Below are 23599 nucleotides of genomic sequence, written 5' to 3' on the forward strand. Positions count from 1 at the left end.
AGCATCCTGTGGGGACACGGAACGGGTCGAGCAGCTTTGGCCCATCAATTTAACTCAGCGAGCTTCTGGCCCTCCTCAAATGCCCTTAAGTTGACCTCAAGGTGCTTACTAGGCACGCGTCCGCTGAGCGCGGCCAGCCACGTCTCGTTCGGGAAGTTGAGCTTCCGAGATAGGACTCCGAGCAGCACAACGTTCATCGCCCGCACGTTGCCAACGCTCTTGGCAACCGACGCGGCATCGACAGCAAGGACATTTACTCCCCTCTTGTGCATTCTTTCTATCACGTCGTGCGGATACTCCTTGCCCATGACATAGATAATGGGCGGAACGATCTCGGTCGTGTTTGTGATGACGTCTCCGCCGGGCCTGAGATACTCGATCCAGCGGTAACTCTCCGCCTTCTCAAACGAGAGAAGGACGTCCGCAGAGGCTTTGATTATGAGCGGCGAGTAAATATGCTCCCCGTAGCGGACATGGCTCGAGACGATACCACCCCGCTGCGACATTCCGTGTATCTCGCTCTTCTTGACGTCGAAGCCCTGAAGCATCGCTGCCTGAGAGAGGACCTCCGAGGCAAGCAGAATCCCCTGACCGCCCACACCTACAAGCAGAATGTTCTTTCCGTTGTTCATATATTCTCTTCCTTAATACTAATTGCTGAAACTGGGCAGACCTGGGCACAGAGTGAGCATCCAGTGCACATGGACTCCTCGATTCTTGCCTTAACTCTTTTATTGCCATCGACTGCGACCGTCACAATAGCTGGGCAGCCTATCCCGAGGCACTTCTTGCAGCCAATGCAATTCTCCTGATCGACGACGTAGGGCACGATCTTGGGGCCATGGTGAAACCTTAGGAGCACGCACTCGCGCCTCGTGATGATCACCGACGGCTCGTCCGCCTCGATCTCCTCTGCTATTACCTTGTCCAACGCCGCGAGGTCGTAAGGATCGACCACACTCACGCGCCTGACGCCGATCGACCTGCACAAGTCCTCCAAGACCAGCTTCGTGGTAGGTTCGTCACGGATGGTCCTTCCCGTGGCTGGATGTTGCTGTCCACCCGTCATCGCCGTTATCGCATTGTCCATGATGATTACGGTTATGTTCCCTCGGTTATACACGACGTCAACGAGGCCTGTGATGCCGGAGTGAATGAATGTCGAATCGCCGATGACCGCCACGATCGGCTCTATCTTGTCAGTCCCCGCTAGCGCCTTGTTTGCGCCCATCGCGTTGCCTATTGACGCGCCCATGCAGATGCAGCTGTCCATCATCGAGAGCGGCGGGAGGACGCCCAGCGTGTAGCAGCCGATGTCGCCGGTCGTTATGGGTTTGTATTTCTTGAGAACATAGAACGCGCCCCTGTGGGGACAACCAGGGCAGAGAGTAGGCGGTCTTGGCAAGTCGAAGCCAGCAGGTTCAATGGGCCTGCTCTCGGCGAAGATCGGATGGTCGGCTGCTATCTTGATGAGTTTTTTTCTGGCTGCGCCCCTCAAGCTGTTGAGCAGAACCCCCGGCAGGAGCTCCCCTTCACGGGGGAAGACCTCCTTGCCGAGAACCTTGAAGCCTGCCGCCAAGAGCTGGTCCTGCAAAAAAGGCTCCAACTCCTCGAGCACAACTAGCTGATCGACCGTCTTGGCGAACTGGGCGACGAGCTCGAGCGGAATTGGGTTCGTGAACCCGAGCTTCAGGTAGGAGGCGTTTGGGAAGACGTCCTTTGCATACGAGTATGTGATGCTGGACGTGATTATGCCGATGCGACCATCTTCGCCCTGTCCAGGGTCAATGTAGTTCAGGGGGCATTCGTTGCTGTATTGCTCCAGCTGCTTGAGTCGCTTCAGCACGAGAGTTCGCCGTTTCCTTGCGTTAGCAGGGATCACTACCCATTTGGTCCAGTCATGTTCAAAACCTTTGACCTCGCGCTCCTCTCGCTCGCCCGCCTCGACAAGGCCCTTAGAGTGCGAGACCCGCGTCGTAGTCCGAAGCATGACCGGCGTGCAGAAGCGCTCGCTGATCTCGAACGCAAGGACCGTCATCTTCTTTGCCTCGTCCGAGTTGGATGGCTCTAAGAGAGGGATGAGCATGAACTTGGCGAGGTAGCGATTGTCTTGCTCGTTCTGGGAACTGTGCATCCCAGGTTCATCCGCAGAAACCACCACGAACCCGCCGTTTATGCCAGTGTAGGAAAACGTTGACAGCGGGTCCATGGCCACGTTCACACCAACGTGCTTCATCGCCGCCAAAGACCTCGCTCCGGCCATCGAGGCGCCCTGGGCGACCTCGACCGCGACCTTCTCATTGACCGACCATTCGCAGTAGATCTCTTTGTACAGCTTTATTGCTTCTAGTATCTCTGTGCTGGGGGTCCCAGGATAGGCCGTGGCGACGTGAACGCCCGCCTCCCAAGCGCCCCGGGCGATAGCCTCGTTACCAGAGAGGAATAGTTTGCTCATGTGGTCCTCTTGAAGATTATGAATCGAACTTCACTTCTGACGTTAGGATGCGTTCAAGCGGCGGCACCGAGAACGCGACTTTCTTGAGATGCTCGGAAAGTAGAACGCCCAGCACAATCGAGTCGAGCTTGCTCTTGCGCGAATCGGCCCTCGAGACGACCATGACGGGGCTGCTCGCGCCGACTATTAGTCCTGCGAATCCCGCGTGCGCAAACATCGACAGCGACTTGCTCAAAAGGTTCCCCTCCTCGATCGAGTTGACTATCAGAATATCTGCGTCGCCAGCAACATCGCTCTTTGACCCTAGTATGTCGCCTCCCTCATGCGTAACAGCCGCATCGAGCGTCAGGGGACCATCAACAATGCAGCCTCGTATCTGGCCACGCTGCGACATCTTCGAGAGCACCGCCGCCTCGACCGCGTGCAGCATGGCCGGGTTGACTGTGTCCGCCGCAGACAGAATCGCCACCTTCGGCCTCTCAATACCCAACGCATGGGCCACCACAACTGCGTTGTCAATTATCTGAATCTTATCCTGAAGCGTCGGTGCGATGTTCATCCCGGGGTCCGACATGATCAGAAGCTTGGGATGCCCGGGCACGTCATAAACCGCAACGTGTGAAAGAAGGCGCCTCGCCCGCAGGCCGATCTTTTTGTCCAGAACGGCGTGCAGCACAGTGGAGGTCTGCGCTTTGCCCTTGAGAATCATGTCGGCCTCCCCGGCCGAGACCAGTCGCACCGCCTCCCTGGCCGCCTGCGTGGGGTCCGGAGTATCCACAATCCGGTAGTCCTCTTCACTCATGGCGAGCGCCCTCATCAGCGGCAGTATCTCCTCCTTCCGACCGGTCAGTATCGCACGAACCAGTCCGGCTCGGAAGGCGTCATGAACCGCCTCTAGAACGTGTTCATCGGCGGCCTGTGCTACGGTGAGTCGCTTGGGGCCGACGTCTGCCGCGAGCTCCTTGGCCCTTTGATACATTACCTCAAAATTAGAGATCACCATGTCCCCTTATCGCTATTAAACAGTGCATTGATAGGCTCAATCTGGCGGAATCTGCCTCTTGCAGCTTCAGTCCAGTCCAAGCTTGCTAAAACTATCACAAACGGGCGGTCGTTCAAGTCAAAAGCAGAGCTTCACCTCGACGTCCTTCCAATATACAGGCTTTTGGCCCTCGTGCTTTCATCCTTCGTAGTACTTCCGGCCTTCGTAGCCACTTCGGCGGAGTAGGCACGGAGAACGGGTCGTAGCCTTTGCAGACTCGTGCTACGTAGCGAAGCTACTTCGCAGAGTAGCAGTAGTATTGGCGGTGCGGATAGGCCCGGCCAAGATTCGCTCAAAAGCTGATTCGGCCGTACCCTCGCTGAATTCGATGCCAATGGAGCAACGATTCAAGGATCGGGCAACTACGGACGTGGTGCCGCTGCCGAGGAACGGGTCGAGGACCAGGTCGCCCTCGTTTGAGCACGCCAAGATCACTCGCCTCATGTATGTCTCCGGAATTTGATTGTGATGGCCTGGCCGCCGCTCCTTGTTGGTGCCCTGTATCCGGCCGAGATAGGGCCCATACCAAACGTCCAGCGGGACGCGAAGCCCTGGCCGCCGCGTTCTGCGCGTTCTTGCGTCACCATAGACTGCTGCGCGGTCAGAAGAGACCAGAATCGCATCAGGATTCCAAATGCGGTTCTTGCGGTCGCGGGCGAAATAGAGGACGTGGGCTTTCGAGACGATGAAGTTCGTGTCTCTGCACTGGCCGAAGCGAAAGTGCCATATACACCAATTGATCATCTGAAGCCCGCGGCCTTGTAAGTGTATGACGACCTCGGCGGCTGAATCGTCCGGGATGTTGACCCAGAGCGAGCCGCGAGGCGCAAGGACCCGGATGCAGGCGTCGAGCCACTGGTATGTGAACTCGAGATAATCCTGCCGCTTCATGTTGTCGTTCCAGTCGGTGTATGGGACGTTCCAGTTGAACGGCGGGTCCGCGAAGATCAGATCGACGCTCCCCTGCGGCAGGCTCGCGAGCACCTGACGGCAGTCGCCGACGTAAACATCCGTCTGAGGATCCGAAAGATGATAATTCGGTCTTAACTCCGGCACGAGCTTAACCGCTTTTAGAAGGTCTTTTTGATCTCCCATTTTCCCCACTTATTCCACGCCCTTAAAGCATCCGTAATATACTACTAAACACCGGGAAGCTTTCCCAGATTCAACGCCGAAGAGTTCCCCCATTCTGTCTTGGCGTGATTCTGGGCGCCGCTTTCGCTTCATGGGGCTTGCCGCAGCCTGCTTGGGGTGTAGGCATACCACCACCCCAAGGCTCCGAACTATAACATATTCACATATACACAGCGCCCTCATGCACGGCGTCCGGTCCGGTCCGATTCCATCTGGAACCATGCAGAATCGGACCCACATACCAGATAAACCGACGAGCCCCCGCTGAGGCGAGTTCGGCACGTGGGAGCCGACCGAGCACATCCCCCGGCCAAGAGACTAATGGTCAAGACTCCCTCAGCTTCCTCCGCAGCTCCGTCAGCTTTGAGAGTGCCTCCAGCGGCGTCATCGTGTCCGGGTCGAGCGACTCCAGCTCCTTCAGAACAGGGCTTTGCGGGGCAGGGGCAGCGAAGAGCTGCAGCTGGGGGGCCCCACCAAGCCTCTTACGCCGTGCAGTGCGCGCCAAGCTCGGCGTCCAGTCGCTTGCAAACTCATCTCGCTCGAGGTTGCTGAGTATCTCCTTCGCACGAGCTATAACTCCCTTGGGAAGCCCGGCGAGGCGCGCCACCTGGATGCCATAGCTCCGGTCCGCGCTGCCCGGTATGACCTTGCGCAAGAACACGATCTTATCTCCCCACTCCCTGACTGAGACGTTGAAGTTCTTGACGCGATCGAGCATCAGCGCGAGCTCGGCCAGCTCGTGAAAGTGTGTCGCAAAGAGCGTGCGCGCGGCGACCTTTTTTTTGTTGTGCAAGTACTCGGCGACCGCCCATGCAATAGAAAGCCCGTCGTAGGTGCTCGTCCCACGGCCGATCTCGTCGAGAACGATGAGGCTTCTCGGCGTCGCGTTGTTCAGGATATTGGCGGTCTCGTTCATCTCGACCATGAAGGTGCTCTGGCCTCGAAGGAGGAAATCGGTCGCACCCACCCGCGTGAACACCTTGTCAACTATGCCGATCTGCGCCTCGCTTGCCGGCACGAAACAGCCCGTCTGGGCCATGATGACGATCAGCGCCACCTGGCGTATATAGGTCGATTTGCCGGCCATGTTCGGCCCGGTAATGATTAGAATCTGATTGCTTGCGCAGTCCACACAAACGTCGTTCGGGACGAACTCCTGAGCGAGATACACCTGCTCCACCACGGGATGACGCCCGTCCCTTACGACGATGCTCATGCCGTCGTTGACGGTCGGACGAGCGTAGCGGTTCTCCGAGGCGACCTGAGCAAACGAGCCCAAAACGTCCATCGTGGCGACCGCCCTCGCGGCCTTCTGAATCCGCAGCGTCTCCTGGGCAATTGACTTCCTAAGCGCCTGGAAGAGCTGATACTCCAGCTCAGCGATTTTCTCATCAGCTGACAGAACTTTCTCCTCCCACTCCTTCAGCTCCGCCGTAGCGAACCGTTCTGCGCCCAAGAGCGTCTGTTTCCTGATGTAATCCACAGGAACCCTGTCCGACGCGCTCTTCTTCACCTCGATGTAATAACCGAACACACGGTTGTAACCGATCTTGAGGTTCTGAATCCCCGTGCGACTGCGCTCCTGCGCCTCAAGCCCCGCAATGAACTTCTTGCCGTCACGCGCAATTGACCGCAGCTCGTCGAGCGACTCGTCCCAGCCGTCGTTGAACATCCCGCCGTCTCGCACGGTGAAAGGTGGGTCAGAAACGACCGCCTCGGCCAGCGTGTTGGCGACGTCCGCAAGCGTGTCAGCGTTCTCGAAAAGTGAGGCCAAAAGTGGCGAACTGGCCTTACTCAAAGTCTTGTAGAGCTTCGGAAGAACGGAGAGTGATTCTCTGAGCGAGACGAGGTCCCTTGCATTTGCAGTCCCAAGATCGATACGCGAAATCAGCCGCTCGATGTCCCGGACCTCTCTCAGCAACTGACGCATCTCGTCTCTCAGCAGGAAATTGTCCCTAAGCTCCGCAACCGAGTCGAGACGCTGGTCTATCGCCTCGACGTTGATCAGTGGGTGCAAAAGCCAGCGCCTCAGAAGCCTCGCGCCCATCGCCGTCTCCGTTTTGTCTATAAGCCAAAGAAGCGAGCCTTTCCGCTTGCCGTCGATCGCGATTCTCGTTATCTCCAGGTTTCGCAGCGTTGCCTCGTCGAGCTGCATGAACGCCGAATCGCTGTGGAACTCGACCGCAGTGATGTGCGAGAGGTCTCTCTTCTGCGTCTTGTGCAGCTGATGAAGCAGCGCCCCGCCGGCCGCTATCGCCAGCGGCTTGTTTTCACAGCCAAAACCATCAAGCGAATGAACCTCGAAATGCTCGATCATTTGCCTGTAGCCGTAATCGTGCTCAAACACCCAATCCTCGAGACTAGTCAACATCATCTTGGGCTCCTCGCCCAATAGGCCCTTCACAAGCTGTGAATCGACAAGCCGCTCCTGAACAACCAACTCCTTCGGCTCCCACCGAGAAAGCTCGTCTCTGAGCGCCACCGCAGAATCGACGCCCCTAAGCTCAGTAACGCGAAAGTCCCCTGTCGAGAGGTCTATGACGGCAAAGCCGACTCCGTCACGGTCTATGTGGACCGAGCAGATATATGAGCTCTCCTTGTCTGAAAGTAGGCCTGGCTCGACCACCGTCCCCGGCGTTACAACGCGCACAACGTCGCGCTTGACAACGCCCTGCGCGGTCTTGGGGTCCTCGACCTGCTCACAGATCGCCACCTTGTAGCCCTTTCTAATCAGTTTGCTGAGGTAAACCTCGAGCGCATGATAGGGAATGCCGCACAGCGGAACCTCGCCCGGCTTGCCCCGGTTGCGAGACGTCAACGCAATATCGAGAAGCTTGGACCCCAGAACCGCATCCTCGCCAAACATCTCGTAAAAATCGCCCATCCTGAAAAGCATCATGCAGTCCGGATACTGCGCGCGAATCCGCTTATACTGCTTCATCATCGGCGTCGTTTTCGCCAGCGTGGTCTCCTTGAACGGTCTTTTCTGCGCCATCCTCAAGAGTTTCAAGTTTCGAGTGGCAACTTTCAAGTGGTAGATTCCTCTTGTTTTCAGGTGAGACGAACGCCAATTGCGCATCACATTGCCCTGTCAGACTATCCTTAAGCGTTCTCCCTGATATCTCACTGTTAATTGGAACCAGGGTGGGCGAACATCGGTTTACAGCAAGCAGGCTCAGTAGGATTGCGATCAGCCCTTGGTCATGCCGAGTTGCTATTTGTGGCGCTTTGGCTGAAGATCACGGCTGAAATAACCATTAGTTGACTTGCAACTTCTGCAAGAATAAGTAATATATTAAGTGGGTCTGTGGACAGGAACTCTATACCGTAAAGGAGGGGAAATGATGAATGACTCTGATTAGAGTGAAGGATGATGAGGGCTTTGACTCCGCGCTCAGGCGCTTTAAGAAGCTGTGCGAGAAGTCTGGGATACTGTCGGAGTACAGAAGACGCGTTTACTTCGAAAAGCCGTGCATAAAGCGCAAGCGCAAGGCGTTGGCCGCGCGCAAGAAGCTCGTTAGGAAGGTCAGGCGTTTCACCTAGAGCGGCTTAATGCTAGACGTGGCCTATTCTATTTGCCTAATTGTCTCCGGAGGTTGTGTAAATGTTGACAGTACAGGAGATATATCGTCTTGGAGTTGAAGCAGGGATTGAGGCAGACCAGCGGCCTAGAGAGGAGATCGGCAGAAAGCTAGGCGCGGAGCGCGACAAGTATGACAAGCTTCGGGACAAGGAGAAGGAGCGCTTCGACATTGAGCGGCTGAGCAGCCCTTTTGCCGACACCCGCATCCTTCACGGCGATCCGGAGGCAGAGGTGTCTGCTGCCTTGGTGGGGATAGACATTGGCCCTGCGGAGGTTATGCTGGCCGAGAGGCTGAGGTCGAGAGGCGAGAATCTCGACCTGGTGATTGCTCACCATCCTCTGGGAAGGGCCCTGGCCGGCCTGGCGGACGTGATCTCCGTTCAGACAGACCTTTGGGCGCAGCATGGTTCGCCTATCGGACAGATGGAGAGCGTCTTCGCAGGCAGGATCAAAGATGTGGCCACTTCGGTCATGGCGGCGAACCACAATAGAGCGGTCGATGTTGCACGATTGCTGGACGTCCCTCTGATGTGTATTCACACTCCGGCCGATAACTGTGTTGCGCAGTTCTTGACCAACAAAATCAAAGAAGCAAAGCCTCTTCTGCTTGCGGATGTCCTCGACCTGCTACTTGAGATCGACGAATACAGCCGCTATGCCGCGGAAACAGTCGAACCCAAGATAATTGTCGGATCGAAGGAAAGCAGGGCCGGTGAGGTCTTCGTTGACATGACAGGCGGCACATCTGGCCCGAAAGACCTCTATGAAATCATCTCCAAGTCAACCAACATAAGCACAATAGTCTGCATGCATGTCTCGCAGGAGCACAAGAAAGAGATTGAAAAGCATCACCTAAACTGTATAGTTGCTCCTCATATGCCAAGTGATACTATTGGTCTGAATCTGATTCTCGATTCTTTGGAGTCGCGAGGAGGGTTAAATGTTTTGGAATGTTCAGGTTTCCGTCGCGTGAGCAGGTCGCATCAATGATGCTGACTTCCCAAGGACTGTGAACCGAACATCTTATTCGAGGGGAAGGTGAAACCGTGAAGAAAGGATACGCTCTCGCCGGAGCGCTCGTTATCGGATTGTGCTTGCTTTTTTCGATGCCTCACACTAGTTCTGCTGGTGTTGTCACGATGCCAGCAGAGTTCAATTGGCTTTTCTCCGACGCTGATTATGGCAAGATAGTGGGAACGATCGGCGTTGCCGAGGAGATATACGATCGTGGAATAGAGCTTCTCTACCACGGCAGTTTCTCCGAGGCGGCCGAGTGCTTCTGGCGCGTTATAGACATTTATTCAGGCTTCTCGACTCTCGATAGGCATACGCGCGTTGCATCGTCCTACTACTACTTGGGCAAGACCTACCTCCTTGCTGGGAAGCCAGACCTAGCGAAGGGGCTCTTCCATTTGGCAGCCCTGACGAATCCGGTGGGAGAGGGTATTGAGGTGCAAGTGGACCTCTCGTATTCCTTCAACGACATCTTGAGGCAACGGCTCAGGAATTTCGCGCTCGAGAGGGAGCTTGCGCTGGAGAGATCAGGTGCGAGGACGGCGGCAGGGCCCGCTGAATGGCAGGAAACGATACCAATGGATTCGCTGTTCGAGACCAACGAATACACTCTTCGACCGGACGCCATGGCCAGACTGGGGCGCCTCGCTCGCCGGATGAAGGTTTCACACGGATTGACGTTCGTGATCGAGTCACATGGCGATGATGTCGGGACCCAGGAGTACAATCTCCGGCTCGGAAATAAGCGAGCGGAGGCAGTGCGAGATGCGCTCTTGGGCTGGGGCGTGCAGATATATTCTGTCAAGTGCTTCGCGCACGGCCAGCGTTTCCCTGTTGCGTCCAACGATACTGAACAAGGGCGCTACAAGAACCGCAGGCTCGTGGTAAAAGCGGTCAAGCAATAGCCAGCCGGGCGGATAGCTCAGCTGGTAAGAGCATCGGCCTTACAAGCCGGGGGTCGCAGGTTCGAATCCTGTTCCGCCCAAGCCATTTAGCAGCACTCCCGGCGATTTCATTCACGAAACTCCCCAATTCCAACAACTGGCCCATAGTGCCGTTTTGTGCTCCCCTTACCGCCGCAGTATGGCACATCTATGACACAATGGCACAATCGCCACTCCTCACGTATGTCGTCTGATAGAGTCACAACAGAATCCGTCGACCATAGGCTATAGAGTTGGTGAGTCAGGGAATCATGACACATCTATCACACAATCACTGTTTTTAATCTCCGGACGACTCCCTGCCGGATAGCCACAATAGGCCACGTGATTGTTTGACGGCGTTCATGGGGCTTCCGACCGGTGGAGCAGTGTCAGAACATCCCCAAAGGGTCAAAACGTCTCTGCGGGCGTCTGGCGCAATCCGTGGGATCGGGGATGCGGAGCTCATGGAATCAGTCAGATCTCAACAAGTTAGTCAATTGACCCCTCTTCCTGTTGGTAGCGATCCATGTCATGCTCGCTCACGTTGTAACCGCCATAGGGATCTATCCTATCCGTCTGCATAAGGGCATCCAGAAGGTCCTGGCTAAGCCACCCGAAATCATCAAGTAACCTGATCGAGTTGAAGATCCAGCCTGAATCGACATGATGTAGAGCTATGAATTCGAGTGTCTCTTTGCATCTCTGGGAGTTCATATTTCGATAAATGCCGAAAAGAGTCAGCCATTCCTCAAAAGGGAGACGCTCCATTGCAGTGATCAGATCCTCGTATTCTTCCGATGCGTGAAACATCCCTATAGCATCTCCCATCTCGGGATGAAAAGCCTCGTCCATAGGGAAGGCTTGCCGTATAAGCTCTCTCCAGTTCAATCTGGCCGCCTCATCCACGGGCAACTCGACCAGCTCGATGTTCATTCCTTCCACCCTCCGCGAAGCCGTCTCACTGAATCCGTGGGGAGTAATCAGTATTCCCTCCTGAGCACCCAGATCTCCGAGCATCCCAATGAAACTCTCCACATTTTTGACATTGAGCTTTCGGGAATACATCTTGCACTCGACCGCGATAAAAGGCCTTGAGACGTCTTCGGTGAGAAAGATGGCTACATCAAGCTGACGCTTAGCCCTTGTTATCATCCCTACGACTTCCCTGTAATCGGGGATGACTATGAAATGCGGTGGCCTGTAGGAATAATACAGCTCGTTGAAAGCTGCTTGCTCGTATTCCCTCCAATCCATATACGCCTCAAATCCCTCCACTGACACATGCGCCCGTCAGTCGAGCCATCAGTCGTTTCTTGATCTTGCCATATTGCAGTATCGGTGGGTCAGACGAGCCTTCTCCGGGATTGTCTTGCCACCTCTCCAATACTGATCTATGTGATCCACAGCAGCGTCGTCGATCTCCTCAATTCGTTGCTCGCATATCGCACAAGTAGGATCCGCTCTGTAAAGCTCCTCCTTCAGCTTGCGACTGAAACAACGCGGCTGTCTCGGTTGCTCCTTTAGTATCATCCTCACACGCTGGAATCCGAGCTCGAATCGAGTCAGCACTCGCTCCCTATCGCTCGTGCCCAGAACGGTCGCATCAACGAATTCATCATTTGAGGAAATCAGGTCCAACAATCCCTCGCGCAGACAGTCCAATGCACCATAAACCTGGTTCTTGTCTTTGTCGCAGAATACGCCCATCAGCACATCGTAAAGCGAAGCGTTGAACTTCCGACCCTCCCAGCATCCACTCGGATTGGATTCATCTCCCCGATAGAGACGTTTGAAGGCCCTCTGGCCAAATAGAGACCTGTTGATCTGCACGGCGGTCTTAAATGCCCGCCTGAGCTCGTCCGCATCGGTACGAGATATATTCTGGAATTTCTCCATGTCCTGATTCAGGAAACGCCTCACCGGGCGCTGGTATTTCAGATAGGTGGCGTGATAAAACGCTGCGAAGCGCAATACCAGCTCAACATCCTTCATGCGCCTGTCGGGCTGCTTGATCCCCAGAAGTTGAATGAATTCTTTGTCCTCAGATAGCTCCTTCAGTAACGCCATATAGCGCCCACGATAGACGCAATTCCGAAGCTCCATGTCGTTCAGTGGCACCGCGCCCGTATTCAGCCGCTCGAAGATCTCAAACTTGAGCTCCCTGTCACTATCCACCTTGATAGTTATCGCCCGGATCTCGTGATACCTGATCCTGTCCTGGACTTGTTCATCAAGCTCGTTGAAGTGCTTTCCATTGAGTTCTGTGAAGACTTGAAGGCCATTCAATTTGAATGGCTTAAACTCCCCTGTCTTTGTGGGAAATGCATTGTCGATGTAAGCGAAGAATGAGGTTAGCCTCTGCTGCCCGTCAATGACGGATTCCTTGCCGTCCTCTTCTTCAGCCAAATAAATCACCGGTAAGGGGACGGCAATAATGACCGACTCGATGAGGCGACTTGCCTTCTTCTCATCCCAGACGAATTGCCGTTGGAAGTCGGGCTGAAGAATCAGCTTGCCGCGCTTCCACTTGCTGTAGAGCGATTCTATCTCAGGATCAGATGATTTGGTGTTTATTCTTCGTTTGGTCTTGTCGAGAGTGAGCTCTTCCCTTTCGTCCTCTTCTGGCGTATCGAAGACTAACCCCTCTTCTGGCGTATCAGCTGCGTCCATCATAGTCCTCCATTTGGCATTATTGGTCGTAGGCCGGCCCCAGATTCTCCACATATCGAACCAAGGCTGCCTGAAGCAAGAGATATGAAACGTTCCTTTGTTCCATCCCTGCGCACAGAACGAGGACGGATTAGATTCTCGTTGTTCGGGTCGTCGAAAGTGTAGAGGGGCTTGTGCCAGCTGAGGAGCTCGCGAGCAAATGCCTCGGTCTTGCTGCCGGGGGCGGCGTAGGCGATCAGGATGCTCTCGGCGAGAGCGGCGACGAGGCGATTTCGGAACAGGGCGGTGGCGGCGGTTGGGCGGCGGACCTTCTCAGGCAAGGCCGATAGCAGCAGGAGACGCCCCTTGTTCACAGGTCCTCTATATTCCCGTCGGATGCGCATCTTCTCAATACCCCTGGCGGGACATAAGATCATGGAGCCCTCGCCTCGCAGCAAGACGTTCAGGACCTCTTTCTCAATAGGCGAGTGGAAGCCGCCGATGACCGTCGTGCCTTGCTCCCGCAGCTCTCGCGCCAAATCGTATATCTTCAAGATGATGCTGCCCGGGCATTTGGCCGAGCAGAAAATTGCCAGATTCTTATGACTCAGCAGCTCGACGTCGCCGATGGCTGTCAACCGCTCTGGCGCATCGTCCCCAAGATGCCGCAATAGCGATTTGGGGCACTCCGCCCGGCTCTGTGTCAAATAGGTCGTCTGCATACCTCAGTTCCTATCTACCGACTCAGCCCAAATCGGGGAGCAAGTCCTGTAGTAGCAGTCGCAAGTGGTCAAAGACCTCCTGGCAACCTGGCAGTTCACTCACAAATGGCCCCAGAGTCGCACCCCAATGCAGACGCGCCTCAGAGACCAGTTCATCGCTGAAAAAATCGCCCAAGCTCTCAAATGTGACACCACGATGGTTACATTTCTTGACCAAGAGAGGCATGATCTGCTCGCGCTGCAACCTGTCGCCGAACGCCTCCAGGATGCGCCACAGATCGTAGTAGTCACGAGCCCGAGGGCGGTTCCAACCGCGCATCACTAGCCTCTGGTGGGTCTGAAGCAGCGTCCGCAACTTCTCAGCTACGATTTCCTCAAGACGATAACAGCACACGTCAAACGGCAGGCACTCTTTGTATCCGTGCATCAAACGGCGCCTTTCAGGATGGAGAAGGACCGGCTCGTCATGAGTGATCTCTACTTTGATCCGGCAGAGCGGTTCAGGATGCCAGGGAAACCGCACACGAATTGTGAACGCCTCCTGCCCGTGTGGATGAGGATCGCGTTCGAGATACCGTTCGAGCTGTATCGAAAAAGGGCCTTGTTCTGACAGAAGCCGGTGTGCTTCCTCAGCTGCCTCACGCATGGCCACCTCAAGCTGCTCATCTTTCGGCGCATCTATTGCAGAGTAGTCGAGGTCCTCGGAGAAACGATAATCGCCGAAGAACACCTTCTTCAAGGCCGTTCCGCCCTTGAACACTAACGCATCGCCTAGTGCCGGATGTGAGGCGATACCGGCCAGGATGTAGCTGAGGGCATAATCCTTCTCAATGACCGGCTGCGGTATCCCCTGTCGTTTGGCGGCGTCCTGGATGCGAAGCCGCAGGGGTCTCATGGATTCGCCTCCGCCGCAAGGTTGTTCTGGATCATCCATCGCTTATCGCACGGTCCCCGGCGACTGCGGGTCGGATCCAAGGCGTGGTAGCCAGTGGCCGGAATCTCAAGAAGCGGCCTCAACTCTGCTTCAGAAACGCCAGCCCGCTCCAACGCCCAGCCGAGTCGCTTGGCGGTGGATATCTGGCCAAAGCGGCGCGCGTATTCGACCAACTTGCCGACGTCCAGTCTCCCCAAATGGTTCTCGATTATCCCTAGCGCCTCGCCCATTCCGCCGAAGACTCTGCACGAGATGAACACCTCGAGCACGGTTCGCTCCCGGTCAGTGATCGGAACGCGGAAGTTCTCATCCACCCACACTTGCTCAATCCCAAAGAAACGCTCCTGCCGGACGCTGACATACTCATACCGGACGCCCGCAACGTCCCAGGCGTGCCGTCGGCCCCGACTGCTTTTGCCGCCGCGCATGCTTGGCGTCACGACCTTCTTCGGTGTGAAAGCGGTTACCACGCGAGGCGCCTGTTCCGTCAGGCCGTGGTGGCTGAGCGCAGACCAGTGGCTAATCGCCGACGGTATCACTAACTGCGTGGCAATAGCGAAGGGGTGAATCTGAACCTGCCCGGACGCGAGTCCGGATACTGCATAGAGCCCACGACGCAGCCTTATCAGCCAGCCGTCCCTAATCATGTTCAGCAGAAGGTTTCTCACGTAGTCTTCAGGAACGCCAACGCCCGCCGCAAGCTCTCTCGCCTCGGAAGTCGTAAAGACGACCCGCCCAGCCTCAGAAAGCGCCTTGAGAAGCCGGATCACGTGCATCCCACGGCTTCTAGTCTCCGGGTTCTGGACCATGCTGCTACCTCTTCCACAGAATCCAATCCATAACGCACAATGATTTTAGTTATGGATGATCATTCCACAACATCATTAGCCGGACTATAACTCGAACTACAATAATCCGTCAATAGCGGAGGTGCGCAGGGCATCTTATACCCATCACAACGTGCTCGGCCAACCAGTCGCTACCGTCCGACGTGCCTTACACCGCTCTGAAAGGATGAAGGCGGAAGGATGAAGGATGAATCATCCATTGGAGGCCTTCCGCGATCTCATTCGCTCTTTTACATTCTTGACACATGTCGTCAGTATGGCAGTCAGCTCGTTCGCCTCATCCATCAGCTCCTTCATGCGCTCGCCCTTCACAATGCTTCCCTCAACAAGGAGCTCCATCCAATACGCCGACTCATCAAGTTCCTGAAGGGCACCTTCGATCTTGCTGACAAACTCGGCATTAGAACGCGCCCGGCTCGCCTCTCGATAATGAGCCCCGACTGATGTGCCGGACCTCAACAACTGCTTGCCTATGACCTGCGCCTCAGTCGTCTTCGGCAGCGACGAATAGAGACGTATCACACGCAGCGCAAACCTCTTCGTCCGGCTCCTCAGATCCTCAAGCTTCCCCCCTTCATCCTTCATCCTTCATCCTTCATCCTTCCGGGCGGGCTCGCCGCCCGCCCCCCAGCCCATCCGATACTTGATGTCGTAGTTGATTATGAAGTCCAACTCCTCATCCGTGAAACCATAGTGCCTCGCTAACACGCGATCGATCTCGTCGATGATCGGCTTAGACAATCGATGGTAATACTCATATTCCGTCTGCTTCGTTCCCACATGCCTTCTGTTCCTCGTCAGGTCGCTCATTAGAGCTTCGGTGAGCTCATCGAGCCGGCCTCGCGTTGATGCCGTCAGCAAACCGGGGTCAAAAAGGAAATTAACCATTTCCTTTTGAGTGATGTGCCACCCGTCACTCACCAGCTCCCAGAACCAGAAGTAGAGAGATGAATTGAAAACGGCAACGAGAACCTTTTTGAGAGAAGAGTCCGCCGCACCGAAATGCTTGTACTCCCTCGAATCTTGTGTTATGTCAAAGGCCTTGCCCCAATACATCATCCGCATGTTCAGAGAAAAGACTTCGTCCCCTGTGATGCAGTCCGTTATTGGTTTGAGCTGGCGCTGTATCTTCTCAAAAACAGACACCTCGATTCCATCGCCCGACTTGGCCCAACAGTAGGAGAGGGGATGCGGGTCCACATAGGCGAGATTATGCATAAGGTCTTCCTGTGCACGCTCTGACCTCCCATACCAGTGCTGATACGCCGTCGTATGAAGGACCCCACCAGATTGATCCTGCCCGCTTGTTGCCAATATGATCGAGAGCTTCTGATGCACCCCGGTGAACAAAGAGCCGGGCCTGTCGGCGTAGTTGCTGCACCAAGTGCACCGGTCGTGTGAGCTGAATAGTTCTCTCAACGGCAGCATTCGAGGTGTACTGGCCAGCGAGATCGGGAGGATTATGCCCAAGTTGCCGTGCCGCTGCCTACCCAGTTCAGAAGAGCGCTCGGCCATAAATACGTACAGATTGCCACACTTCTCCGTCTGATAGCCCTTGATCGTGTATTCATTCTTGACCTTGCTGTATTCCACATAGGGTGGATTGCCAATGATGACGTCGAAGCCGGCCCTATTCATGATCTCGTGGAACTCGATGAACCAGTGGAACGGCTTGTGCGAGTCGCGCCACAGTTCATAGGCGGTCTGATCAGAGACTCGGACGCCGTATTGGTCCGCCAAATAGGTGTTCAGCTCGCCTTCTAGCTTCTTGAGCAAGTCGGTGACCTCTTGCTTGTCCTTGAGGGTTACGGTTCCCCCCTTGTCGGTCTGCTGAAGCCGGAAGAGCTGAAGGATCTCACCTATCTCAGTCGCGTCGCGTTCAATCCTCTCCATGACGTTGCCAAAGTCGAGCTGGCTCTTCACCGCGCGCTCTACGTCCTCGTATTTGGCGAAGCCTACGAGCGAGTTCCCGGCGCGGATGTTGAAGTCGATGTCGGGGAGCGGCTCGATGTCCTCAGGATTTTCCACTTGGGAGACGAGCTTCAGGAAGAGGCGCAGCTTACATATCTCGACTGCCTCGTCCATGATATCGACGCCGTAGAGGTTGTTCAGGACTATGGACTTGAAGATGAAGTACTTCTCATTCGGATGCTTTCCAATGCGCGCAAGCACCTTCCTGAAGTCGCTGTATTTCTCAGGGCTGTGCTTCTCACCCGACGCGTCGAGCTCATCCACGAAGGCCCGCATCCTGTTCAGGCACGCCTCGTAAAGACATTCGAGGATGTTGAGCGCCGCGAAGAGAAATGCCCCCGAGCCGCAGGCGGGGTCAAGGACGCTCACGCCATTGATCGCCTTCCAGAATGCCCTCAAGAGCTCCGGCCCCTCACAGCTGTCAACGACGTCTTCGGCGAACTGCTCGATGTTTAGGTTAAGCGTAATAAGGTCGTTGATCTCTCTGACCTCACCGTTTCTGAGCTTTGCCCTGACCTCCTCACACCTTTGCCGCCTCGCCACGGTCTCGCGCCATATCTCTGTCGGCAGCTTGTATTCCTCGTCCGCCGCCTTGTTCCAATACGTGCGTTTCGAGACGTCGTCAACGCCCATGGCGATGCGCTCGGGCAACGGTAGATCGACGCCCTTGAGCATCGCGTTGTAGATGTATCGGTCGGGGTCGTCCTTAAGCAGCCGCCAGACGGAGCTGTCACCCTCGAACGCTATCTTGCAGTCCTTTTTGGCTGCGTCGAAGAGGAACGGGATGACCGTGTTGCGGCTGATGTAGCCGGTGATGTCCTCCTTGGTATAGTAGGCGCCCATCTGCTTCTGGTTGATGTATTTCTCATAGACGTAGCCCAGGATATCCGGGTTGATCTCCTTGTCATTGCGCAGGGGTCGCTCGTCGAGGTGCCACCGCCACTCATCGAAGAACCCAAAGAGCTTCTCAAACGCGGCGTCGGCAATCTCAATCTCCCTGCCGTGTTTCTCCTCGATCTCGTGTCGCATAAAGAGGCCGCCGTTCAGGAACGGGACCTTGCCCAGCATTTCTCTCGCCTCGGGTGAGCGGTCTTGCTCGCGCTTGGCGAATCCCTCGAAGAAGAGCGGACAGAGGAAGTCCCGGTAGTAGCGGTCCTTGCCTCGTCGCTTGCTCTCTTTGAGCTTGGTCACGAGGTAATTACGGTCATCGTCAAGAAAGCCCTTGCTTTGGATGAAGTAGATGAACATGAGACGGTTGAGCATGACGGAAACGTACCAGCGCTGCATGTCATTCGTAGGGATACCGTCAAGGAATGAGTGGAACTCGTCACGTTTTCTCTTGAACCCATCGTAGAACCGCCTCGTGACGGGCTTTGTGTCAAATGCTGCGCGAACGCGACCCGAGGAGTCGACAATTGTGAGACCATCTTCCTCCTCGATTGCGAACGTGATGGCCTGGAGCTTTTGAATGAGAGGCTCTCCTGATTGGCCGAGATAGAAACGATGCTCCCGGGACGCGGCCGGCTTGCCCGCCTCGCGTTTCACCCACTGCCAGACCTGAACGGTCTTCTCAGCATCGGTATAGATAATGAAATGCTCGTGGTAGAGTTTTCTTATTCTGTTGTCGATCTTGCGCCTGATCGCATACTCTGGTATTACGCCACCCGATGAAGGCGAGCAGACGAAGGCGACCATGCCGCGCTTCTCGGCGATGCTCCTGAGATTGCATGTCTCGCCATCTACGGTGAGACTGAACTCCTTTGTGTAATGGTCCCAGCCGAGCTCGTCAATGAAGAGGCTCTTGAAAGCGAAATCCCTGAGATATCCCCTTACACGGTCTCGGTCGAGGCGCCTCATCTATTTCCCCTTCTCCTCAGCAACCAGCCCCATCGAGCATATTATCTCCGGCTCACCGGTGACCTGTTCCTTTTCCACCTGGCAGAGACGGCCGTCCTTGCGCCGGTCAATTACGAGCTCCGCCAGCTTCATGTCTGATATCCCGGAGCGCAGCTGCCTGTTGAGAGCGTCCGTGGCCGAAGGACGCAGAGGGAATTGATAGATGTCATAAAGCGCCTTCTCGAGCTTCGCCGAGTCAACATAGACGGCGTCCTTGGTATCTTCGATGTACCGCTTCAATCGCTCGTAGGTCTTGAACCGTGCGCCTGACGGTTTTCCAAGCTGGCCACCGACCGATTTCTCCTCTTCGATAATGTGTTCCACTGCCCGCTTGACGAGACGATGATGGTCCGCGCGCCTCGGGAGAGCCGGGGTATCGGGATCGCATTTGACTGCTCTCAGGATCTCGGACTGAGATTCTGATATGATCTCGCCTCTCTTGTCCACCCACGCAAGAGCATCATCTTTGTTGCCTGTCCGGACATAGACCAACGCGCCGTCCTTGCCTCCATGCATAGGGGCCGTTTCCCGCGTCGAAAACACAACGTTCGGCATTGTCTTGATGGTCTTCTCGAGCTTCGGGTCCTTCTCGATGGCGTTTTTCCATATCCCGTATGCGCGGGAGGCGAGATCGACCTCGGAATCTGGGTCATCGTCCAAGAGTCCAGCCTTTTCGTTGTAGAGGTCAACGATAGCCTGGCTGTCCTCGTCGTCCTCGAAGAAGGCCTCGTCCGTGCCAACCACCTCTGCGTTCTCGCGCAGGCGCTGCCGTACCCTCGCCCTGAGGTGTATGATCTGCTCTACGCCGTCCGCTGGCATGAATGAATAACAGAGGATCTCGTTCGATTTCTGGCCTATCCGATCAACACGCCCGGCGCGTTGGACGAGGCGCACGATTGCCCAGGGGAGGTCGTAGTTGACGACGATGTAGCCGTCTTGAAGGTTCTGACCCTCGCTGAGAACGTCCGTCGCCACAAGCACGCGAAGCTGGTTGTCGGGCGGGAACCGGCCCTCCTTTTCATTACTGATTGGGCTGAACCGCCACGCAACTCTGGTCGGATTATCAGAATTCCCTGTCACTCCCGCCAGGCTTTCCATACCACGGCGCTTGAGTTGAGCCTCTAGATAGCGAACGGTGTCGGCGAATTGTGTGAAGACGATCACCTTGTCGTCCGTGTGCTTGCGCCTCAGGAGGTTCTCAAGCGCAGCCAGCTTGGTGTCCCTGCTCGGATCCCAGTCGCCGCATTCATACAGAACCTCGATAAGCCTCTGAGCGTCAGTCAGAAGATCGTCATGCAAGGCACGCTTAAAGAATTCGATCGGGAGCCATTTGAATTTCGATTTCAGTCTATCGAGGAAAGTGGAATAGACCTGCGCCGCACGTTCCCTGAATTGCTCCTCAGTCCTAAGCCCGGACGTCGCCAAAGCCGCGTTTCTCTGAACATCTTCCTCATCCTCATCGGCTATCCGAGCATCCAGAAGGGCTGCATCCTGCGGGCCTATCGGAAGAGCCTCGCCGTTCTCGATTGCGTGAATGAAGACGAAGTTGCGCAGTGTGTGGCGCTCAATCGACTCTATGAATACCTGACCGCTGCTCTCCAACCGCTTGAAGAGATTGGTTCGGCAGAATCCCATGAGCTGCTTACCCGCGCGGGACAGATCATCCAGCACCTTCTGTTCTCCCGGTGTCGTCTCCATCTCAAGTGACTCCCGGACGTAGTTCCCGAGGCCATATCTCGGCAGGTTCAACGCCCTTATCTTGTCGGCGACGGGGTCCGAGAAGAGCTTGGCATACTGATCGCTGGGGTCGTCGTCCTTTATCTCGAACTTCACCGTCTTCGGTATGCGCTCAGGGAAATAACATGGCCTCCCATCCGCGAATGTCAGGAAGGGCCGTCCCGAGTCAGGGTCCTTCTTGGCGTAGTTATCCTGAATGAACGTACGTGTGCGTCTGACTAAGTAAAGCCGCATCAGGTCCCGCCAATCGTCCATATACGGGCTCTTCTCGAATGCAGCAAGAGTGCGAATAGGGCATTGGTATTTTCGGACGAATTCAACATCGCCTATCTCACGCAGAAGTCTCTCTGGACGGATACCGACGTCGAAAGTCTCGGGCACAAACAGGCGCAGCTGGTTTGACAGGTCGAGGTATGTTTTGTTGTAAGGCGTCGCGGAGAGCAGGATGCACCTGCTTTCGTTTCTGTCAATATACTGCTGGATCGCCCTGTAGCGCTTCCCCTCGCGGTTCCTTAGGTTGTGGCTCTCGTCAATGATGACGACCCTGAAGCGCTTGATGTTGGGCAATTCATCGATGACCTTTCCCAGAGAGACTATCTCATAACCACGCATGCGATAGCGCGTAGCGTGGTCCTTCCACATCGGGATGAGATTAGGCGGGCAAATTATCAGCGTTTCTAAGTTATGGGGCTCCTCCTCAAATATCCGGGCCAACGCGGTCGCCATGAGCGTCTTGCCGAGCCCGACGACGTCACCGATGATCACTCCTCCACGCTTGTTAAGGTGGCGAGCCGCAATCTTGACCGCCGCCTCCTGAAACTCAAAGAGCACCCCCTGAAACTCCGGCGGTAGGAAGAATTCAGTCAAACCTGCACGTGCCTCCTGGGAGAGGTGATATGCCATCTTGATGTAGATGTGATACGGCGGGATCAGGTCTTCACGGGCCCAACTCAGCTCGATGATCTCAAGAAGCTCTCTCGAGATATCGAGGCACCACTGGTCGTTCCACCGATCTTCGAACCACCTCGCGAGCTTTTCGCAGGCGTCGTGGTCGAGAACGTCGATATTAAGCTCGCCCTGCATGGCAAGGCCGGCAAACGTCAGATTCGAACTCCCAAGATAGCCAACTGTCGGGGCATCGGGATCGGGTCTAAACAGAAGATAGAGCTTCGCGTGGAGCGGGTGCCTGAGGTAGAGCTTGACAACGACCTTCTTGGCCCTGATCTGGGCCGCGAGCTTCTGTAGCCCAACCTCGTCCTCGTCTGAGGGTAATCCGGCCTCCAGCTGCTCCTTGAACTGCTTAGCGAGCTCCCTCTTCAGCTTCAAAGCTGTCTGGTTGTCTATCCTGTCACCGCTCCTTGCCAGACCTATGGCAAGTCTCAGTTCCTCGTCCGGAAGCCGCTGCATGCCTACAAGGAGCCGACAACAGTTGCCATCACCGCCTTTCCACTTCTCTATGAATGAATGGAGCCGCTTCCAACCGCGCAGGTTGAAATAGCCAACACAGAAGTCAGCCCGTTCGGACTTCTCAAGTGTTTCTCGTAAGGCGGGAAGTAACGTTCTGTCAATGTTGTCAAATATACGCGGCATAGCTCCATCCAAGTGAAATCATTCGACATGCAACTGCGAATACCGTCTGCTGCGAGATTATGACTTTATCGGAGTGATAGGGAAGGTTCAAGGATGATCCGCGAAACGCAGGGCCGCGTGGGCTTCGCAGTCCGCTGAGGCCACTTCGCAGGCCGGGCTTTACGGCATCACCCACAACGGAGAGACTTTCCCGTTGGCTATGATAGGCGGAGTGTTGCTATCTGGCGAGAACCGAGACAGACCAAAGTAAACCACATCAACTCGACTACCCATTCCACTTCCAGCCCCCACCACTAACTACTCCAACCCCCCAACTCCCCTTTTCCCCGAGAGGAATTCGACCCCTACCTCTGTGTGGAGGTGTTTGATAAATCTGAAGTGGGTCTGTGGGATGGACGCTAAGGCGGTGGGGTTTCAAGCATACAACACCCCCAAAAAACACACACCTCAAGGGGCTGGTGCTCACATTGCTGGGTGGGTGATACAACCCGGTTCTATGGCATTGTGGTGATAAGGCGAGAGACAACACCTCTGCCGAGGGCCAGGTGATCGCTGCCGTCAAGGGGGAGGCGTAGTTCCACGCCGTAGTGGGTTGATGGGCTTGGTGCGTTGGGGAGTTGCCCGCCGGTGCGGCGGTTCAAACGGCGTGGTATTAGGGAGTGCTTTTGGCAAGTGGGTAGTTCCCACTCGTTTGAGTCAAGACGCTGTCGTCAAGGGGGGGCATGGTTACATGCCGGCATAGTTGATAGGCGGGGGTGTTGATTGAAAGGAAAGGGGGGCTGAGCGGCCCCCCGCATAGCAGCGCTTGCGTATGTAGGGATAGCGGATGGGAACACATGTCGTGCAGTGTTCCCTCGCATAGTGGGATAGGAGTGAGTTCCTATGGATGTGAGCGGAGTAACGGAGAAGAAAGGACTGGTCGCCTCTGGCTCCGAGGTGTTCGGGCGATTAGGGATGCCCTCTAGTTCCCGAGCTTCGCAAGCTCAGCTCTTGCCCACCCGTGATAGGTGAGCATGTTAAGCGATGCGTTGAGCGTGTTCCCACGACCATAGCGAGAAGAAGGAGGCGCTCCGTTAGAGTTCGCGCAGGCTAACGAAC

16 protein-coding genes and 1 tRNA gene are annotated in these 23599 nt (G+C 55.6%); 4 read left to right on the forward strand and 13 right to left on the reverse strand.

Going from position 1 to position 23599, the window contains the following annotated elements:
- Positions 1-44 precede the first annotated feature (44 nt).
- From VM163_02890 to mutS, 5 genes are all read right to left on the reverse strand, one after another.
- Entirely contained in the window at positions 45-632 is a 588-nt protein-coding gene (locus tag VM163_02890) for an indolepyruvate oxidoreductase subunit beta (GenBank protein ID HUT02821.1), read from the reverse strand.
- Positions 629-2455, reverse strand: a complete 1827-nt coding sequence (gene iorA, locus VM163_02895) for an indolepyruvate ferredoxin oxidoreductase subunit alpha (protein HUT02822.1) — start codon at positions 2453-2455, stop codon at positions 629-631. The genes VM163_02890 and iorA overlap by 4 nt, the downstream gene beginning before the upstream one ends.
- A 16-nt stretch (positions 2456-2471) precedes the next feature.
- The gene (locus tag VM163_02900; protein ID HUT02823.1) at positions 2472-3458 is read right to left on the reverse strand and encodes a bifunctional enoyl-CoA hydratase/phosphate acetyltransferase; all 987 of its coding nucleotides are present in this window, start codon (positions 3456-3458) and stop codon (positions 2472-2474) included.
- A gap of 261 nt (positions 3459-3719) precedes the next feature.
- Complete coding sequence (locus tag VM163_02905) at positions 3720-4592, reverse strand: DNA methyltransferase (GenBank protein HUT02824.1); 873 nt, start codon at positions 4590-4592, stop codon at positions 3720-3722.
- Positions 4593-4956: 364 nt separating this feature from the next.
- The gene (gene mutS, locus VM163_02910) at positions 4957-7593 is read right to left on the reverse strand and encodes a DNA mismatch repair protein MutS (protein HUT02825.1); all 2637 of its coding nucleotides are present in this window, start codon (positions 7591-7593) and stop codon (positions 4957-4959) included.
- Between the two features lie 386 nt (positions 7594-7979).
- On the opposite strand from mutS, the gene rpsU reads away from it, so the two are divergent.
- The 4 genes from rpsU to VM163_02930 all read left to right on the forward strand — a co-directional run bounded on the left by rpsU (position 7980) and on the right by VM163_02930 (position 10213).
- A complete protein-coding gene (rpsU, locus tag VM163_02915; GenBank protein HUT02826.1) occupies positions 7980-8174 on the forward strand; it encodes a 30S ribosomal protein S21 in 195 nt (64 codons plus the stop codon).
- A 61-nt stretch (positions 8175-8235) separates the two neighbouring features.
- Positions 8236-9204 carry an NGG1p interacting factor NIF3 gene (locus VM163_02920; protein HUT02827.1) on the forward strand — a complete coding sequence of 323 codons (969 nt, stop codon included), beginning with the start codon at positions 8236-8238 and terminating at the stop codon, positions 9202-9204.
- 56 nt (positions 9205-9260) lie between these two features.
- Entirely contained in the window at positions 9261-10133 is an 873-nt protein-coding gene (locus tag VM163_02925) for an OmpA family protein (protein ID HUT02828.1), read from the forward strand.
- A gap of 6 nt (positions 10134-10139) precedes the next feature.
- Positions 10140-10213: transfer RNA gene (locus VM163_02930), tRNA-Val, on the forward strand.
- Positions 10214-10643: 430 nt separating this feature from the next.
- On the opposite strand, the gene VM163_02935 is transcribed toward VM163_02930, so the two are convergent.
- The 8 genes from VM163_02935 to VM163_02970 all read right to left on the reverse strand — a co-directional run bounded on the left by VM163_02935 (position 10644) and on the right by VM163_02970 (position 22501).
- On the reverse strand, positions 10644-11408 hold the full coding sequence (locus VM163_02935) for a restriction endonuclease (protein ID HUT02829.1): 765 nt from the start codon (positions 11406-11408) through the stop codon (positions 10644-10646).
- Between the two features lie 48 nt (positions 11409-11456).
- Positions 11457-12827 carry a DUF262 domain-containing protein gene (locus VM163_02940; GenBank protein ID HUT02830.1) on the reverse strand — a complete coding sequence of 457 codons (1371 nt, stop codon included), beginning with the start codon at positions 12825-12827 and terminating at the stop codon, positions 11457-11459.
- A complete protein-coding gene (locus VM163_02945; protein ID HUT02831.1) occupies positions 12824-13525 on the reverse strand; it encodes a DNA-processing protein DprA in 702 nt (233 codons plus the stop codon). The genes VM163_02940 and VM163_02945 overlap by 4 nt, the downstream gene beginning before the upstream one ends.
- 22 nt (positions 13526-13547) lie before the next feature.
- Positions 13548-14420, reverse strand: a complete 873-nt coding sequence (locus tag VM163_02950; protein ID HUT02832.1) for a nucleotidyl transferase AbiEii/AbiGii toxin family protein — start codon at positions 14418-14420, stop codon at positions 13548-13550.
- Entirely contained in the window at positions 14417-15268 is an 852-nt protein-coding gene (locus tag VM163_02955) for a type IV toxin-antitoxin system AbiEi family antitoxin domain-containing protein (GenBank protein ID HUT02833.1), read from the reverse strand. The genes VM163_02950 and VM163_02955 overlap by 4 nt, the downstream gene beginning before the upstream one ends.
- Positions 15269-15499: 231 nt before the next feature.
- Entirely contained in the window at positions 15500-15892 is a 393-nt protein-coding gene (locus tag VM163_02960; GenBank protein HUT02834.1) for a four helix bundle protein, read from the reverse strand.
- Positions 15893-15895: 3 nt separating this feature from the next.
- Positions 15896-19135: a DNA methyltransferase gene (locus VM163_02965; protein HUT02835.1), complete on the reverse strand. Its 3240-nt coding sequence runs from the start codon at positions 19133-19135 to the stop codon at positions 15896-15898.
- The gene (locus tag VM163_02970; protein ID HUT02836.1) at positions 19136-22501 is read right to left on the reverse strand and encodes a helicase-related protein; all 3366 of its coding nucleotides are present in this window, start codon (positions 22499-22501) and stop codon (positions 19136-19138) included.
- Between the last annotated feature and the right edge of the window lie 1098 nt (positions 22502-23599).

It is taken from the genome of bacterium (genome assembly GCA_035527515.1).
In the GTDB taxonomy this organism is placed as follows: Bacteria; B130-G9; B130-G9; order B130-G9; family B130-G9; genus B130-G9.